This is a genomic window from Paenarthrobacter sp. TRD_SC_7, assembly GCF_056156245.1.
The window spans coordinates 222,839-240,290 of sequence record NZ_CM149587.1 but is presented as its reverse complement, the minus strand read 5'-3'; the positions used below and the strand labels follow the sequence as shown (position 1 = coordinate 240,290).

Below are 17,452 nucleotides of genomic sequence, written 5' to 3'. Positions count from 1 at the left end.
CACGCAGCGGGTCCGTCATGGGCCCGTCCGGCTCGGTTATGTCCGGAGTTGAGGGCAGCACTCACCGCTAGAGAGCAGGTGTTCGACGGCGGTTTGGTGTGGGTTTTGGGGGTGTGTGGGGTGGGGTTGGGGGTGGAGTTGCGTTGGGGGTGTGGGGCGTGTATTGTTTTCTGAGTCGCCGGGTGCGAAACGGAAAGCCGGAAGGTGTGTACGGTTCGGTAGGCGGCCAAAAAATAACTCTTCTTTTCCAATGGCCCTGTTGGGTGCGCTGCTTTGTGGTGTGCTGTGGGTGATGTTTTGGGGGGTCTGTTGTTTGAGAACTCAATAGTGTGCCAAGTTTGTTGATACCGATTGTTTTTCAATTGGTTGAAATTATGGCTGGACCCTGCGCACCCCCGTGTGTGGTGGTCTGGTTTTCAGCTGGTTTCGAATTTTGTGCAGCCGCGTTTGCCGTTATTTCCGGTGGGTGTGGTTGTGTCTGTTTGGTTTTGTTTTACTTCAACGGAGAGTTTGATCCTGGCTCAGGATGAACGCTGGCGGCGTGCTTAACACATGCAAGTCGAACGATGATCCCAGCTTGCTGGGGGATTAGTGGCGAACGGGTGAGTAACACGTGAGTAACCTGCCCTTGACTCTGGGATAAGCCTGGGAAACTGGGTCTAATACCGGATACGACCATCTGGCGCATGTCATGGTGGTGGAAAGCTTTTGTGGTTTTGGATGGACTCGCGGCCTATCAGCTTGTTGGTGGGGTAATGGCCTACCAAGGCGACGACGGGTAGCCGGCCTGAGAGGGTGACCGGCCACACTGGGACTGAGACACGGCCCAGACTCCTACGGGAGGCAGCAGTGGGGAATATTGCACAATGGGCGAAAGCCTGATGCAGCGACGCCGCGTGAGGGATGACGGCCTTCGGGTTGTAAACCTCTTTCAGTAGGGAAGAAGCCGCAAGGTGACGGTACCTGCAGAAGAAGCGCCGGCTAACTACGTGCCAGCAGCCGCGGTAATACGTAGGGCGCAAGCGTTATCCGGAATTATTGGGCGTAAAGAGCTCGTAGGCGGTTTGTCGCGTCTGCTGTGAAAGACCGGGGCTCAACTCCGGTTCTGCAGTGGGTACGGGCAGACTAGAGTGCAGTAGGGGAGACTGGAATTCCTGGTGTAGCGGTGAAATGCGCAGATATCAGGAGGAACACCGATGGCGAAGGCAGGTCTCTGGGCTGTAACTGACGCTGAGGAGCGAAAGCATGGGGAGCGAACAGGATTAGATACCCTGGTAGTCCATGCCGTAAACGTTGGGCACTAGGTGTGGGGGACATTCCACGTTTTCCGCGCCGTAGCTAACGCATTAAGTGCCCCGCCTGGGGAGTACGGCCGCAAGGCTAAAACTCAAAGGAATTGACGGGGGCCCGCACAAGCGGCGGAGCATGCGGATTAATTCGATGCAACGCGAAGAACCTTACCAAGGCTTGACATGAACCGGAAAGACCTGGAAACAGGTGCCCCGCTTGCGGTCGGTTTACAGGTGGTGCATGGTTGTCGTCAGCTCGTGTCGTGAGATGTTGGGTTAAGTCCCGCAACGAGCGCAACCCTCGTTCTATGTTGCCAGCGCGTGATGGCGGGGACTCATAGGAGACTGCCGGGGTCAACTCGGAGGAAGGTGGGGACGACGTCAAATCATCATGCCCCTTATGTCTTGGGCTTCACGCATGCTACAATGGCCGGTACAAAGGGTTGCGATACTGTGAGGTGGAGCTAATCCCAAAAAGCCGGTCTCAGTTCGGATTGGGGTCTGCAACTCGACCCCATGAAGTCGGAGTCGCTAGTAATCGCAGATCAGCAACGCTGCGGTGAATACGTTCCCGGGCCTTGTACACACCGCCCGTCAAGTCACGAAAGTTGGTAACACCCGAAGCCGGTGGCCTAACCCTTGTGGGGGGAGCCGTCGAAGGTGGGACCGGCGATTGGGACTAAGTCGTAACAAGGTAGCCGTACCGGAAGGTGCGGCTGGATCACCTCCTTTCTAAGGAGCTGCTAACAGCTGTGTTGTTTGCCTGCATGGGTGAATGACGGGTTGTCAGTGTTGCCCATTGCGCAGGCGTCTGTTCTGCGGTGGGTGCTCATGGGTGGAATATCAACGAATCAAACTTGTTTGGCATGGCCTTTACCGGTTGTGTCCTGGTGTCAGTACGGCAGCATCTGTGTCCCTTTTTGGGGGTGTGGTGTTGTCAGGAAAGCTGCCGGGGCGTGCGGTTGTGGGGGTTGTGTTTGGCGCACTGTTGGGTCCTGAGGCAACAGGACCTTTTTGCAGCAATGCAGGGGGGCACTTCTGGTGTTTCTTTTGTTCCTGCTTCCGGTACTTGCCATCTGTCCGCTTTTGCGGGGTGGTGGTGGTCTGGTTGACGGGGTTGTTGTTTGAGAACTACATAGTGGACGCGAGCATCTAGAACACACACGGTGGCTGATCGTCTTTACCTTTTGGGTGGGGTGGTTGGTGTGTGTGTTCTTACAGCAATTTCTTATGAATGAACCTTGGGCCTGTGTGGCGCATGGTTCTCTCGAGTAAGTTTTTGATCTTTGTGTGGTCAAGTTTTTAAGGGCACACGGTGGATGCCTTGGCATTAGGAGCCGAAGAAGGACGTAGGAATCTGCGATAAGCCTGGGGGAGTTGATAACCGAGCGTTGATCCCAGGATGTCCGAATGGGGAAACCCCGCACAACGCTGTCAAAAGTGATTGTGTGACCCGCATCTGAACACATAGGGTGCGTGGGGGGAACGCGGGGAAGTGAAACATCTCAGTACCCGCAGGAAGAGAAAACAATAGTGATTCCGTTAGTAGTGGCGAGCGAACGCGGATCAGGCTAAACCGTTTCCATGTGTGATAGCCGGCGGGCGTTGCATGGGCGGGGTTGTGGGACTTTCCGTTCTGGTTCTGCCGGACCAGTGAGGTGAGGTGCAGGCATAGGTGAACGGTCTTGAAAGGCCGGCCAGAGAGGGTGTGAGCCCCGTAACCGTAATGTTGTGCACGGCCTGGGGAGTATCCCAAGTAGCACGGGGCCCGAGAAATCCCGTGCGAATCTGTCAGGACCACCTGATAAGCCTAAATACTTCCTAATGACCGATAGCGGACCAGTACCGTGAGGGAAAGGTGAAAAGTACCCCGGGAGGGGAGTGAAACAGTACCTGAAACCGTGTGCTTACAATCCGTCGGAGCAACCGCGAGTGATCGCATAGTAGTTGTGACGGCGTGCCTTTTGAAGAATGAGCCTGCGAGTTAGTGTTACGTCGCGAGGTTAACCCGTGTGGGGTAGCCGTAGCGAAAGCGAGTCTGAATAGGGCGAGTGTAGTGGCGTGATCTAGACCCGAAGCGGAGTGATCTACCCATGGCCAGGTTGAAGCGACGGTAAGACGTCGTGGAGGACCGAACCCACTTCAGTTGAAAATGGAGGGGATGAGCTGTGGGTAGGGGTGAAAGGCCAATCAAACTCCGTGATAGCTGGTTCTCCCCGAAATGCATTTAGGTGCAGCGTTGCGTGTTTCTTGCCGGAGGTAGAGCTACTGGATGGCCGATGGGCCCTACAAGGTTACTGACGTCAGCCAAACTCCGAATGCCGGTAAGTCAGAGCGCAGCAGTGAGACTGTGGGGGATAAGCTTCATAGTCGAGAGGGAAACAGCCCAGACCACCAACTAAGGCCCCTAAGCGTGTGCTAAGTGGGAAAGGATGTGGAGTTGCGAAGACAACCAGGAGGTTGGCTTAGAAGCAGCCATCCTTGAAAGAGTGCGTAATAGCTCACTGGTCAAGTGATTCCGCGCCGACAATGTAGCGGGGCTCAAGTACACCGCCGAAGTTGTGGATTTCACATAATGCCCTAGCCTTCGTGGTTCAGGGGTGTGGAGTGGTAGGGGAGCGTCGTGTGGGCAGTGAAGTCGCGGTGGAAACCAGCGGTGGAGCCTACACGAGTGAGAATGCAGGCATGAGTAGCGAAAGACGGGTGAGAAACCCGTCCGCCGAATGATCAAGGGTTCCAGGGTCAAGCTAATCTGCCCTGGGTAAGTCGGGACCTAAGGCGAGGCCGACAGGCGTAGTCGATGGACAACGGGTTGATATTCCCGTACCGGCGAAAAACCGCCCATGCCAAGCGGGGGATACTAACCGCCCGGAGCCTGCCCGCCCACCCTTGTGGTGTGTGGGTTTTGGCCGAGCGCGGGACCTGATCCCGGGAGGTAAGCGTATTAACAGGTGTGACGCAGGAAGGTAGCCGGGCCGGGCGATGGTTGCCCCGGTCTAAGGATGTAGGGTCAGGGATAGGCAAATCCGTTCCTGTGTGTTCAATCACGGTCCTGAGATCTGATGGGACCCCCGTATGGGGGGATCCGGTGATCCTATGCTGCCAAGAAAAGCATCGACGCGAGGTTTTAGCCGCCCGTACCCCAAACCGACACAGGTGATCAGGTAGAGAATACCAAGGCGATCGAGAGAATTATGGTTAAGGAACTCGGCAAAATGCCCCCGTAACTTCGGGAGAAGGGGGGCCTGCCCCGTGATGGAGACTTGCTCTCCGTGAGCGGGTGTGGGCCGCAGAGACCAGGGGGAAGCGACTGTTTACTAAAAACACAGGTCCGTGCGAAGTCGCAAGACGATGTATACGGACTGACTCCTGCCCGGTGCTGGAAGGTTAAGAGGACCGGTTAGCCCCTTGCGGGCGAAGCTGAGAATTTAAGCCCCAGTAAACGGCGGTGGTAACTATAACCATCCTAAGGTAGCGAAATTCCTTGTCGGGTAAGTTCCGACCTGCACGAATGGAGTAACGACTTCCCCGCTGTCTCAACCATAAACTCGGCGAAATTGCAGTACGAGTAAAGATGCTCGTTACGCGCAGCAGGACGGAAAGACCCCGAGACCTTTACTATAGTTTGGTATTGGTGTTCGGAGTGGCTTGTGTAGGATAGGTGGGAGACGTTGAAACCCGGACGCCAGTTCGGGTGGAGTCATCGTTGAAATACCACTCTGGTCACTTTGGACATCTAACTTCGGCCCGTGATCCGGGTCAGGGACAGTGCCTGATGGGTAGTTTAACTGGGGCGGTTGCCTCCTAAAAAGTAACGGAGGCGCCCAAAGGTTCCCTCAGCCTGGTTGGCAATCAGGTGTCGAGTGTAAGTGCACAAGGGAGCTTGACTGTGAGAGAGACATCTCAAGCAGGGACGAAAGTCGGGACTAGTGATCCGGCGGTACATTGTGGAATGGCCGTCGCTCAACGGATAAAAGGTACCTCGGGGATAACAGGCTGATCTTGCCCAAGAGTCCATATCGACGGCATGGTTTGGCACCTCGATGTCGGCTCGTCGCATCCTGGGGCTGGAGTAGGTCCCAAGGGTTGGGCTGTTCGCCCATTAAAGCGGTACGCGAGCTGGGTTTAGAACGTCGTGAGACAGTTCGGTCCCTATCCGCTGCGCGCGCAGGAAATTTGAGAAGGGCTGTCCTTAGTACGAGAGGACCGGGACGGACGAACCTCTGGTGTGTCAGTTGTACTGCCAAGTGCATCGCTGATTAGCTACGTTCGGATGGGATAACCGCTGAAAGCATCTAAGCGGGAAGCTCGCTTCAAGATGAGATTTCCATACACATCATGTGTGAGAGGCCCCCAGCCAGACCACTGGGTTGATAGGCCGGATGTGGAAGCGAGGACTAAAGACTCGTGAAGCTGACCGGTACTAATAGGCCAACAACTTACACCACACAACACACTGCACGCGTCCACTATGTGGTTCCCGAACAACAACCGTTCCAGGAACCAAACAACTACATAACAACACCACAGTTGTAACCACAGATTTCCCACCACCAGGGCCCCGAACCCTGCTGGACGGGTAACAGAGTTACGGCGGTCATAGCGTGGGGGAAACGCCCGGTCCCATTCCGAACCCGGAAGCTAAGACCCACAGCGCCGATGGTACTGCACCCGGGAGGGTGTGGGAGAGTAGGACACCGCCGGACAACCATTCACGGGAAGCCCCGACCACCAGGTCGGGGCTCCCCGCATTTAACCACCAAAACCCAAAAACGCCTATCGCACACACTCCAACACCGGCGCTCGTCAAGTTTTTGAGACAGGCTTCGTTGTTGTTGGTTAGGCGGCCAGTGGTTCCTGGGCGCGGGTTGGGTTGGTGGCGTGGGCTTGGGCGGGCGGGACACCGCCGGCTCGTTTGTTGGGTCGGCGGCGGTTGTACCAGCCTTCGATGTATGCCATCACTCCGGTCCGGGCAGCGATCCGGGAGGTGAAGCGTTGGTGGTGGTAGAACTCGGTTTTCAGGTGTGAGAAGAAGTTCTCGGCGACCGCGTTGTCCCAGCACACCCCGACTTTGCCCATGGATTGGGTTACCCCGTTCGTGCCGCACCAGTTCTGGAATTCGTCGGAGGTGTACTGGGTGCCCCGGTCGGAGTGGAAAATAACTGTAGTTCCGTCGAAGCGGCCGTGGTTCCGGGCCATCTGCAGTGCGGCCGTGCACAGGCTCGCGCGCATGTGGGCGGCCATGGCCCAGCCGATGACCATGCCGGAAAACAGGTCAATGACGGTGGCCAGGTAGAGCCAGCCCTCACCGGTGCGCAGGTAGGTGATGTCACCGACCAGCCTGGTCCCGGGCACTGATGAGGTGAAGTCCCGTTTGCCCTCTGCGTCGAGCATGTGATTTTCGATGTGGCCGGTCTTGGCTTGCGGGTCCTGGACTGTGGTCGTTTTCCAGGCTTGGGTGCGCACCGCCCGCAACCCGTTCGCCCGCATGATCGCCCCAACGGTCGGGGCCGAAACCTTCACGCCCTTCTCATTGAGCATCAAGGTCAGCTGGTCCCGCCCGGCACGCCCTTCCTCAACCGTGTACAAGCTGGTCACAGCGGTGACCAGCTCTTCATGCCGGACCGCCCGCGGTGACCTCACCGCCGGCCTGCGCCAGCGGTAATACGAGGCCCGGGAAATCTTCAACGCCCGGCATAGCCACACCACCGAATGGTTGGCCTTCTCTGCTTCGATGAACTCGTAGAAGTCCTCTACTTTTGCTTCGCGGCAAAGAAGGCGCTGACTTTTCCCAGGAACTCGACCTCGGCCTTCAACCTCTCGTTCTCAGCCAAAGCCTTCCGGTGTTCCTCCCACGCGACCGGCCCACGATCTTGAACCGGGACCGGGACAGGCCCGTCCGACGAACGCGCACGGGCCCGCGCGAGCCAGTTCCCCAGCGTGCTTTCCTTCACCCCGATCTCCTCAGCGACTTGCTTCACCGAACGATCAGTGGACAAAACCAGCCGCACAGCTTCCTCACGGAACGCGGCATCGTATTTTCTTCTGGGCGTGGTCATCCGAAACGAATCTCCCATCAAGCTGTCTCAGAAAACCATACGGCCGCAACCGCTTTCACAACATGGCTGCGTTGGTTGTCTGTGCGGAAGACCAGGTATTCGGTGATGGGCTGGAGAGAGTCTGCGAAGTCGAGCAGAACCAGACGAGGATCGTCGTTGAACTCGTCCTCGGCTATCACTCCGATTCCGAGACCGGCGATGACGGCTGCGTGGACCGCTTCCCTGCTGTCCGTCTCAAGTACTTCGGTGGGCTGGAGCTGTGCGTCCGAGAGCGCCTTCTCTATCGATCTACGCGTAACGGAGCCGATCTCACGGATGATCAACGGGTGGTTTACCAGCTCACGGAGGTGGATGACTTTGGCACCCGCAAGGGCATGATCATGCCTCACGAACGCCACTAGATCCTGCGTGCCCAGTACACGGGCAGTGAGGTCGGGGTGGGGTGTTTCATCCGCAATAATGCCCACCTCCACTGTTCCAGCCAGTACGCGTTGGCGGATTTCCGAAGAGTTCCCGCTCACGAGTTGAATGCTGACTCCGGGATTGCTTCGGCGAAACGTACTAAGGACACCCACTGCGTTGATGGGTGCATCTGTGCCGAATCGCAGTTCTCCCTGCATCACTTGGCGTGCCTTGGCCAGGACTGCCTCGGCTTCGAGCTCCGCGGCGAACAACTTGGATGACACCGCCAACAGCTTGCTTCCCAGCGGGGTGAGCTCCACGGACCGCCCCGCACGCTGCAGCAGGCGGACTCCGTGGTTCCGCTCCAGAAGACGAACTTGCTCAGACAACGTCGGCTGGCTGACGTTAGCTGCCGCAGCTGCTGCTACATAACTGCCGTAAGTGGCCACCTTATGGAAGGCCCGCAGGTGAGTGAGGTTCATAGGCATGGCCTAAGTCTTCTATAGATTTGGATGGCTGTCCCTATGCGTTGTTAACTGAGCCAAGTACCGTCTTCGATGTGACGAATGAACCCCACGTACTTGTCGTCGGCATCGACGGCGTCCGTTATGACTCGCTCAGAACCGCAGCCACCCCCGCCGTGGATCTGATTACCGATCATGGCTTTCTGATCCCCGTTCGCGTCCACGACAAGAACGCCACCATCTCTGGTCCAGTGTGGGCCACAGTTGCAACCGGCGTTTACGCCGACCGGCACAAGGTGTCGGGTAACGTCCGTCATCCACCCGAGCTCAGCGCTTTCCAGGACTTCACCGCGGTTCTCCGCGCGGCCCGTCCGGAGTTGCAGACCATGATCGCCGCCAGTTGGCACCCCCTCGCGACCCGGACGGAATGCGGACCTCTTTTTTCCTCCCGTGGTTGGGTGCCGGCGCCGGACCCTGAAGAAGCGAACGACGCCGACAGTTGGATCCGTGCAGACGACGCCGTTGCGGATTTTGCGGCTCAGCGCTTGATATTCGAGGATCTCGCCGTCTCGTTCGTCTACTTCGGGGAGGCCGACGTGGAGGCCCATAACAACGGGACGGGTGTCGGATACATTTCAGCCATTGAACGGTGCGACTCCCGCCTGAACGCTTTGCTCGAAGCAATTGCGGCAAGACCCAACCGGCGTGAAGAGGACTGGACCGTCATTGTCGTTACCGACCATGGCCACCTCGATGCTGGCGGCCACGGCGGAGAGACCGATGCTGAGCGCACCGCCTGGATCGCTGCCAGCGGCACAAGCCTTCTCCGAGAGGTCACAGCCGTGGACCACGCAGATATCTTTCCCCAAGTACTCGCCACCTTCGGCGTCGCCGCTGGGGACTCCGACGGTGTACCGTTCGGTGCCAGGCAAGATCCACGGCAAGACCCACGGCGAGACCCGCCCAACAGTGCCCAACGGGCCTGCACGCAAAACGTAGCAGGCATCCGTTGACCCTCACGGTGACGGCCGCCGTGCTCCTGGCTGCGGTCCTGCACAGCGCGTGGAATGCCATTGCCAAGGCCATTCCGGACCGGCTCGCGTCCTCCACGATGATTGCCTTGGCCTATTTGGCGTCAGGCCTGGTTGGCGTGGCCGTTTTCGGGGTTCCCCTGCAGCAGTCCTGGCCGTACGTCCTGGTCTCGGCAGCACTCCAGACGTGCTACCTCATCCTGCTCACCACGTCCTATAAACACGGGGACTTCTCCCAGGTCTATCCGTTGGCCCGTGGTCTTGCCGTTCTCCTGGTCACCGCAACTGCCACAACATTCCTGGCGGAGAGGCTGAGCGTCTGGCAGTTGGTAGGGGTGGCCGTCGTCGCCGGTTCCTTGCTAAGCCTGGCCCTCGCGAGACGAAACAAAGCAACCACCACCAACGGGGGCCGCAAGGGCACCCTCTTCGCAGTGCTCACGGGGGTGGCTATCGCGGGCTATACCGTGGTGGACGGCATTGGAGTCCGGATGTCCGGGCAGCCGATGGCGTATATCTCGTGGCTGTTCCTGCTACAGGGCGTGCTCATTCCCGTGGTGTGCTGGTGCATGGCTACGGATCGCCGCACGTTCCCGCAACGGGTGGCGCAGTTTTGGAGGCCTGGATTTGTCGGCGGACTGGTGTCCTTGCTTGCCTATGGAATCGTGGTGTTGGCGCAGAGCTTGGCACCCTTGGCCTTGGTGGCCGCCCTGCGGGAGACCAGCGTACTCTTGGCAGGAATCATCGGCGCAGTGTTCTTCAGGGAAAAGTTCAGCCGCCTCCGGGGCGCCGTTACAGTCGTGGCGGTGGTTGGTATCGCCGCCATCCAGCTCGGCTAGGTCCTCGCCGGGACCAGGCAGCCGCACCAGCCAGGCTAGCCTGAGAAGAACTCCGACAACTCCGAGATCAGCTTGTCCGGTGCCTTGATGGGTCCGTCGTGCCCGAACCCGGGCAGGATGGTGTAGCTGGATCCGGACAGGACGTCGTGGATCTGGCCGCAGGCAACACCGAAGTATGCGGGGCTCTTTTCGCCCACCACAATCAGCGTCTCCAACGGCAGAGCCAGGAACGGCTCGGCAGGCATGTCGGCGGCGATGACGGCCTTGATTTCCCGGACACCACAGGTCATCAGCTCGCGCATCTGCTTGCCCAGGGGTGTCCCGGCGGCCAGCTTGTTCGCGAGCGTCAGCATGGATAGCGGCATTCGCGCGAAGGCACCGCCGGTCTCGACTCCCTTGATGAGAACGGCGAGGGCGCGATCGTAGTCTCCCGCCGCCGTCGCGCGTTCATAATCCGGCGTCCAGTCGGCCTTGACGCTGTGGTTGACCGAGACCGCGGGGTCGTAAACCGCGAGGCGCTCCACCGGCAGAGTCCGCGCTGCGTGCAGCGCCACGGCGCCACCGAAGCTGTGCCCAAATACGTCGGTACTGGACGTCTGTTTCATGACGGCCTCAAGGTCCCGAATGTCGGCTTCGAGCGTGTAATCCTCGGATTGCGGTGACGAATCCCCGCGCCCACGCCGGTTGAAGGTGTGGATGGGACGGCCAAGGGATTCGCTGAGTTTCTGGGCGAAACGCGAGTAGTCGGCGGCCGTGACCATGGAGGCAGGAACGACGACGACACCGGAACCGGCTGCTGCCAGCTCACCGCCTGTGGTGAGTACTTCGAGGTGTCCGCCGTCGTGGGTCATGATGATGTCGCGCGTCATGACTTGAGCCTAACCGAGCGACCTGAATGCAGGCAGCATGCCGGCCCGTATGTGGAAAAACGGTCAGCGCTTGAAGTAGTCGGAATATCGGAGACGAGCTCGCTGACCGCAGCAGGTACCGAACCGTGGGAGCCCTTTGGGAGACCTCCAAGGTGCTGCCTGGACGGCCCTGTTCAGGCGTGCGGCAGTGACCTTGTAGAACCGGGGACCTTCTTTCCCACCATGAAGTGCGTGCCGGGAGGCATGCCACGTTTCATCCGGGCCATCGCATGCCCGGCCGCGTCTTCGGTGCCGTAGCTTACAAGGCGAGCTTGCCGCCGTCGTGCGTTCTGATGTCCCGTTCCTTCACAGGAAAATTCCTAGGTGGCACTGCCGGGTTCTTCCTCCAGATGGTTCCCCGACAGGAACCGCGCGATGCGTGACGCCAGTCGTTTTCCGGGCCGGAGCGGACCTTCATGGAACTGCAAGGGCACAATCGCAAAGTCGATCGCGGGCACGGCCCCGGCCAGAATCCGCCCGGTCTCTGCGAAGTACGACGGACTCCAACCACCGCTGAGCATGAGTGTGGGGGTAGAGAGTGTCATGAAGTCGTGAAGGTGCGCGTCGGCATCGAGGACTGCCCGCATTTCCGTGACGGCAGTGGGCAGGAGGGAGCGCATCTCCAGCCCCAGCCGGGTCCGCGCCGAGAGAACGCTGAGCGTACGCAGTGCCCCCATGGGCAGGTACGAAATTGGTCCGGCAGTCCCCAGCCCCTGCACCAAGTGGGCCCAGGCATGATCCAGCTGGCCGGCAGTTACAGCTTCCTCAAGCTCGGGCCGCCACCGGCCGTTGAGGTTGCCGGAGAGTGACACTGCGGCGTCGTAGGTGACCAAGCGGTTGATTCCGGCGCGGCGGGCGGCCTGCAGCGCGACAAAGCCGCCATAACTGTGAGCCACAACGTCAGTGGAACCGCTTGTGTCCATGACGACCTGAAGGTCTGCGATCTCGGTGTCGACGGAATATCCGGGCGGCTGCGGTGCTGATTTCCCGCGGCCACGGCGGTTGTAGCTGTGAACAGGGCGCCCCAGCATGACGCTCAACGTCCGGGCGAATGGCCAATACAGTGAATCGGTCACCAAGGTGCCATGAACAAGCACGACGCCGGCTGGTTCAGCAGGTGCCTTCGAACCCGGAAACGAAGCACCGGACACCGGCCGGAAGGTATGCACCTCAAGCTGCCCGCCGCCGTCGTTCGTTTCAACCGTCCACGTTTCCACAGCCCGAGTCTATGCGTTTCCCTGATCTTGATGCCCGGAAGTAAAGGCCCGCAATCACCGGTAAACTTAAGGACTGTGACTTCCGCAAACACCCCCGCCCTGAACACCTCCGCAGAGCCCATCGACGCCAGTGAGCAAATGCGCATCCGTATGGAGAAGCGCGCAAAGCTGATCGAGCGGGGCACCGAGGCTTATCCCGTGGGTGTTGAACGGACCCATTCCCTCAGCGAAATCCGCGAGAAATATGCGCACCTCGAAGCTGACGAAACCACGGGCGACACAGTGGGCGTCACCGGCCGGGTCGTGTTCGTGCGCAACACCGGAAAGCTCTGCTTCGCTACCCTCCAGGAAGGTGGCGTTGACGGCAAGGGCGTCCGTCTCCAGGCAATGCTGAGCCTGGCCAATGTGGGCGAGGAAGCACTGGCCGATTGGAAAGCCCTGGTTGACCTTGGGGATCACGTATTCATCAAGGGCGAGGTCATCTCCTCCCGCCGCGGTGAGCTCTCCGTTATGGCCGATTCCTGGTCCATGGCCTCCAAGGCACTGCGCCCGCTCCCGGTCCTGCATGCGGAACTCAACGAAGAAACCCGTGTTCGCCAGCGCTACGTGGACCTCATGGTCCGCGATGAGGCCCGCGAGATGGTCTACAAGCGTGCAGCCATCACCAGGTCTGTCCGTGACACCCTTGACCGCCACGGTTACGTGGAGGTGGAGACCCCCATCCTGCAGTTGGTCCACGGTGGCGCGACGGCCCGTCCGTTCGAGACGCACATGAACGCGTTCGATCAGAAGATGACCCTGCGCATCGCTACGGAACTCTTCCTCAAACGCGCCGTTGTGGGCGGCATCGACCGCGTCTACGACATGGGCCGCGTATTCCGGAACGAAGGCGTCGACTCCACGCACAGCCCCGAATTCACCACCCTTGAGTGCTACGAAGCCTGGGCTGACCAGTTCGTCATGGCCGAGCGCATGAAGGAAATCATCCTGAACGTGGCGGACGTCGTTGGTACCCGCACCATCCAGACGGATGCCGGTGAGATCAACCTCGACGGCGAATGGGCTTGGGTTGCGGTGTACCCAGGTATTTCCGAAGCAGTGGGTGTGGAAATTACTCCGGACACCACGGTGCAGGAGTTGCTGGCAATCGCTGCCAAGCACGAGGTCAAGGTGGACCCGCAGTGGGACGCGGAGAAGATCGTGGTTGAGCTCTTTGGCGAGATTGTGGAACCTACGCTGCTGAACCCCACGTTTGTCTACGATTACCCGCCGTCCGCCCAGCCGCTGGCGCGTCCGCACCGCGAAGACGGCCGGCTCATCGAGGCCTGGGACCTGATCATCGGCGGCATGGAGCGCGGTACGGCGTTCTCGGAGCTCATTGATCCTGTGATCCAGCGTGAACGCCTTACAGAGCAGTCCCGCCGATCCGCTGCCGGCGATGAGGAAGCCATGCAGTTGGACGAGGACTTCCTCCGCGCCCTTGAATACGGTGCTCCGCCCATGGGTGGTATCGGGCTGGGCATCGACCGCCTGGTGATGCTCTTCACCGGTGCCGGTATCCGCGAAACCATACTGTTCCCGTTGCTGAAGCCCGAAGGTCACTGATCATGGAGTACATCGCAGTCCTGGCGCCGTCCATTGTGGTCGGATTGATCTTCTGGTTTGCCATGAAGTCGATCTTCAATGCCGACAAATCAGAACGGGAGGCCGAAGCCAAGGCGCAGGCCGAAGCGAATTCGAAAAATTCAGGACCTGCGTCCGAGGGTCCTGGAGCTAAATAGACCTTCCAATTGGCTTCCGCTTACTGAAGAGAATCCAATTACGCTTTGACGTGCATGCTTGCCGTGAACGATAATCATCAAAGGAACCCGGGGAATTTCTGATTATCCAACCCTCCAAATGAGAGGCAACTCATGGCACAGAAAGTAAAAATCATCCTCGTCGATGACCTGGATGAAGGGGCTGCGGACGAAACTGTCCGCTTTGGCCTGGATGGCGTGAGCTACGAGATGGACCTGTCCACTGCTAACGCAGCCTCGCTGCGCAAAGCAATGGAGCCCTACGTCGCAAAGGCCAGGAAGACGTCTTCCGGCCGCGCAACCCGGGGCCGTGCCACAGCCGCACGGAACCAGGATTCCGCACAAATCCGCCAGTGGGCCCGTGACAACGGTTACACGGTCAACAGCCGCGGACGTATTCAGGCTGAAATTCAGGAAGCGTACCAAAAGGCCAATTCCTGATTCACCGCTTCAATGCCCCGGCAGTCACTGCCGGGGCATTGGCGTTTAAGCCGGCAGTTTGCGGAGCCCTGTCCAGGGGCTTGGAATATTCTGTGAAGAGCCGGGATCCAGAAGATCCGAATACCGTGCTCTAAAGGGTTACAACAAAGCGACAGGCCAGTGTGGAAGGCCAGTGTGCCGCAAAATACTTACGGCTGGCCGTCGCTCAGTGCTGTCGGGCCGGGCGGGAGGGTGCCACCGCGGGCGGGCGGCGGTCAAGGGCTGGAACCGGATTTATTCCACAACCACGTCATGTTTCCCCTGTGGCGAACACGCTCCAAAAGTGTTGCTCCGGCACGTAGCATCAAAGTACGTCGTAGCTAGGAGTGTGGCGAAATGTTTGAGAGATTTACGGACCGTGCCCGTCGCGTGGTCGTCCTTGCCCAAGAAGAGGCACGGATGCTCAACCACAATTACATCGGTACCGAGCACATCCTCTTGGGTCTGATCCACGAGGGTGAAGGCGTTGCTGCCAAGGCGCTCGAGTCCCTGAGCATTTCGCTCGATGGCGTTCGCGAACAGGTGCAGGAGATCATTGGCCAGGGCCAGCAGGCCCCGTCCGGTCACATCCCCTTCACCCCGCGTGCCAAGAAGGTGCTCGAGCTTTCCCTTCGAGAAGCTCTGCAGCTCGGCCACAACTACATCGGTACTGAGCACATCCTGCTCGGCCTCATTCGCGAAGGCGAAGGCGTGGCCGCCCAGGTGCTGGTGAAGCTTGGTGCGGACCTGAACAGGGTCCGCCAGCAGGTCATCCAGCTGCTCTCCGGCTACCAGGGCAAGGAGACTGCAGGCAGCGGCTCGGGCCAGGGCCAGCCGGAAGGTACTCCTGCCGGTTCGGTGGTGCTTGACCAGTTCGGCCGCAACCTGACCCAGGCTGCCCGCGAAAACAAGCTCGATCCTGTGATCGGCCGCGAGCAGGAGATGGAACGCGTCATGCAGGTCCTCTCCCGCCGTACCAAGAACAACCCGGTCCTGATCGGTGAGCCCGGCGTCGGTAAGACTGCCGTCGTCGAAGGTCTCGCCCAGGCGATCGTCCGAGGCGATGTCCCGGAGACCATCAAGGACAAGCAGCTGTACACGCTCGACCTCGGCTCCTTGGTTGCCGGTTCCCGCTACCGCGGTGACTTCGAAGAGCGCCTGAAGAAGGTGCTCAAGGAAATCCGCACACGTGGCGACATCATCCTCTTCATCGACGAGATCCACACCCTCGTTGGTGCAGGTGCTGCCGAAGGCGCCATCGATGCTGCGTCCATCCTGAAGCCGATGCTCGCCCGTGGTGAACTCCAGACCATTGGTGCCACCACGCTGGACGAGTACCGCAAGCACATTGAGAAGGACGCAGCGCTTGAGCGCCGCTTCCAGCCGATCCAGGTCAAGGAACCCTCCGTTGCTCACGCGATTGAGATCCTTAAGGGCCTGCGTGACCGTTACGAGGCACACCACCGCGTCACGATTACCGACGGCGCCCTCGCCTCCGCTGCGCAGCTGGCCGAGCGTTACATTTCGGACCGCTTCCTGCCGGACAAGGCGATCGACCTCATCGATGAAGCCGGCGCGCGCCTGCGCATCCGTCGCATGACCGCTCCGCCGGAGCTCAAGGCCATGGACGAGCGCATTGCGGACGTGAAGATGGAGAAGGAATCCGCCATCGACGCCCAGGACTTTGAAGGTGCTGCCTCGCTGCGCGACAAGGAGCAGAAGCTCATTGCCGAACGCGCAGAGAAGGAACGCAACTGGAAGTCCGGCGGCATGGACGATATCTCCGAGGTTGACGAAGACCTTATCGCTGAAGTTCTTGCGAACTCCACCGGTATCCCCGTCTTCAAGCTCACCGAGGAAGAGTCCTCGCGCCTGCTCAAGATGGAAGACGAACTGCACAAGCGCGTCGTCGGCCAGAACGAGGCCATCAAGGCCCTGTCGCAGGCCATCCGCCGTACCCGTGCAGGCCTGAAGGACCCCAAGCGTCCCGGTGGCTCGTTCATCTTCGCCGGCCCCACCGGCGTCGGCAAGACTGAGCTCGCCAAGGCGCTTGCCGAGTTCTTGTTCGGTGAAGAGGACGCCCTCATCACGCTGGACATGTCCGAGTACTCCGAGAAGCACACGGTTTCGCGTCTCTTCGGTGCACCTCCGGGCTACGTCGGCTACGAAGAAGGTGGCCAGCTGACCGAGAAGGTTCGCCGGCGTCCGTTCTCCGTGGTCCTGTTTGACGAAGTTGAGAAGGCCCACGCGGACCTCTTCAACTCGCTGCTGCAGATTCTGGAAGACGGCCGACTGACCGACTCCCAGGGCCGTGTTGTGGACTTCAAGAACACCGTGATCATCATGACCACCAACCTTGGTACCCGCGATATCTCCAAGAGCGTGGCAACGGGCTTCCAGTCCGGCACGGACACCCAGACCGGCTACAACCGGATGCGTGCCCGGGTCACGGAAGAGCTCAAGCAGCACTTCCGCCCCGAGTTCCTCAACCGCGTTGACGACGTCGTGGTGTTCCCGCAGCTGACACAGGACGAGATCATCGAGATCGTGGACCTGTTCGTGACCCGCCTGGAGCGTCGTCTCAAGGACAAGGACATGGGCATCGAGCTCACCCCCGCTGCCAAGGTCCTCCTAGCCACTCGTGGTTACGACCCCGCTATGGGTGCACGGCCGCTGCGCCGCACCATCCAGCGCGAAATCGAGGATCAGCTCTCCGAGAAGATCCTGTTCGGCGAGCTCCACTCCGGCGACATCGTGGTGGTGGGCGTTGACGGCGAAGGTGACGACGCCAAGTTCACGTTCGAAGGAAACGCCAAGCCGCGTATCCCGGAGATTGCTCCCACCGCGTAGGCGTTACAGCACAAAGCCCCGCCCGCTCCAACAAAGGAGCGGGCGGGGCTTCTGCATTGTCAGCGTGCCCGGTTTTACAGAGACAGTCGTTAGAGTGGCTCGAGAAAGCTGTACAAAAAAGGGCAGTAGTCCAGGAAG

General features: G+C 59.7%; 10 protein-coding genes and 3 rRNA genes. 9 read left to right on the top strand and 4 right to left on the bottom strand.

The window, feature by feature from the left end:
• The first annotated feature begins 498 nt into the window (after positions 1 to 498).
• The 3 genes from AC0J5Z_RS01225 (at position 499) to rrf (ending at position 5,995) form a co-directional block, all read left to right on the top strand.
• A 16S ribosomal RNA gene (locus tag AC0J5Z_RS01225) occupies positions 499 to 2,021 on the top strand.
• Positions 2,022 to 2,581: 560 nt separating this feature from the next.
• Positions 2,582 to 5,737: ribosomal RNA gene (locus AC0J5Z_RS01220) — 23S ribosomal RNA — on the top strand.
• Between the two features lie 141 nt (positions 5,738 to 5,878).
• Positions 5,879 to 5,995: ribosomal RNA gene (gene rrf / locus AC0J5Z_RS01215) — 5S ribosomal RNA — on the top strand.
• The 16S, 23S and 5S rRNA genes sit together here, the layout of an rRNA operon.
• Positions 5,996 to 6,128: 133 nt before the next feature.
• On the opposite strand, the gene AC0J5Z_RS01210 is transcribed toward rrf, so the two are convergent.
• Positions 6,129 to 7,348 (bottom strand): IS3 family transposase gene (locus AC0J5Z_RS01210; protein ID WP_475036900.1). Its coding sequence is split into 2 segments (ribosomal slippage): positions 6,129 to 7,081 and positions 7,081 to 7,348, totalling 1,221 coding nucleotides; the frame shifts between segments, so codons are not numbered across the junction.
• A 17-nt stretch (positions 7,349 to 7,365) separates the two neighbouring features.
• Complete coding sequence (locus AC0J5Z_RS01205) at positions 7,366 to 8,238, bottom strand: LysR substrate-binding domain-containing protein (protein ID WP_475036899.1); 873 nt, start codon at positions 8,236 to 8,238, stop codon at positions 7,366 to 7,368.
• A gap of 71 nt (positions 8,239 to 8,309) precedes the next feature.
• Between AC0J5Z_RS01205 and AC0J5Z_RS01200 the strand changes: the two genes are divergently transcribed.
• Complete coding sequence (locus AC0J5Z_RS01200; protein WP_475036898.1) at positions 8,310 to 9,227, top strand: alkaline phosphatase family protein; 918 nt, start codon at positions 8,310 to 8,312, stop codon at positions 9,225 to 9,227.
• Complete coding sequence (locus tag AC0J5Z_RS01195) at positions 9,224 to 10,081, top strand: EamA family transporter (protein ID WP_475036897.1); 858 nt, start codon at positions 9,224 to 9,226, stop codon at positions 10,079 to 10,081. Before AC0J5Z_RS01200 ends, AC0J5Z_RS01195 begins: the two co-directional genes overlap by 4 nt.
• Positions 10,082 to 10,116: 35 nt before the next feature.
• Here the strand turns inward: AC0J5Z_RS01195 and AC0J5Z_RS01190 are convergent, their stop codons facing one another.
• Both AC0J5Z_RS01190 and AC0J5Z_RS01185 read right to left on the bottom strand, forming a co-directional pair.
• Entirely contained in the window at positions 10,117 to 10,950 is an 834-nt protein-coding gene (locus tag AC0J5Z_RS01190; protein ID WP_475036896.1) for an alpha/beta fold hydrolase, read from the bottom strand.
• A gap of 359 nt (positions 10,951 to 11,309) precedes the next feature.
• A complete protein-coding gene (locus AC0J5Z_RS01185; protein WP_475036895.1) occupies positions 11,310 to 12,206 on the bottom strand; it encodes an alpha/beta fold hydrolase in 897 nt (298 codons plus the stop codon).
• Positions 12,207 to 12,281: 75 nt separating this feature from the next.
• On the opposite strand from AC0J5Z_RS01185, the gene lysS reads away from it, so the two are divergent.
• From lysS to AC0J5Z_RS01165, 4 genes are all read left to right on the top strand, one after another.
• A complete protein-coding gene (lysS, locus tag AC0J5Z_RS01180) occupies positions 12,282 to 13,811 on the top strand; it encodes a lysine--tRNA ligase (protein ID WP_475036893.1) in 1,530 nt (509 codons plus the stop codon).
• 2 nt (positions 13,812 to 13,813) lie between these two features.
• Positions 13,814 to 13,987, top strand: coding sequence for a hypothetical protein (locus AC0J5Z_RS01175; protein ID WP_475036890.1), 174 nt, complete (start codon positions 13,814 to 13,816; stop codon positions 13,985 to 13,987).
• A gap of 132 nt (positions 13,988 to 14,119) precedes the next feature.
• On the top strand, positions 14,120 to 14,446 hold the full coding sequence (locus AC0J5Z_RS01170; RefSeq protein ID WP_475036889.1) for a histone-like nucleoid-structuring protein Lsr2: 327 nt from the start codon (positions 14,120 to 14,122) through the stop codon (positions 14,444 to 14,446).
• A gap of 375 nt (positions 14,447 to 14,821) precedes the next feature.
• Positions 14,822 to 17,314 (top strand): ATP-dependent Clp protease ATP-binding subunit, encoded by a 2,493-nt coding sequence (locus AC0J5Z_RS01165; RefSeq protein ID WP_475036888.1) that lies wholly within the window; start codon positions 14,822 to 14,824, stop codon positions 17,312 to 17,314.
• Positions 17,315 to 17,452 lie beyond the last annotated feature (138 nt).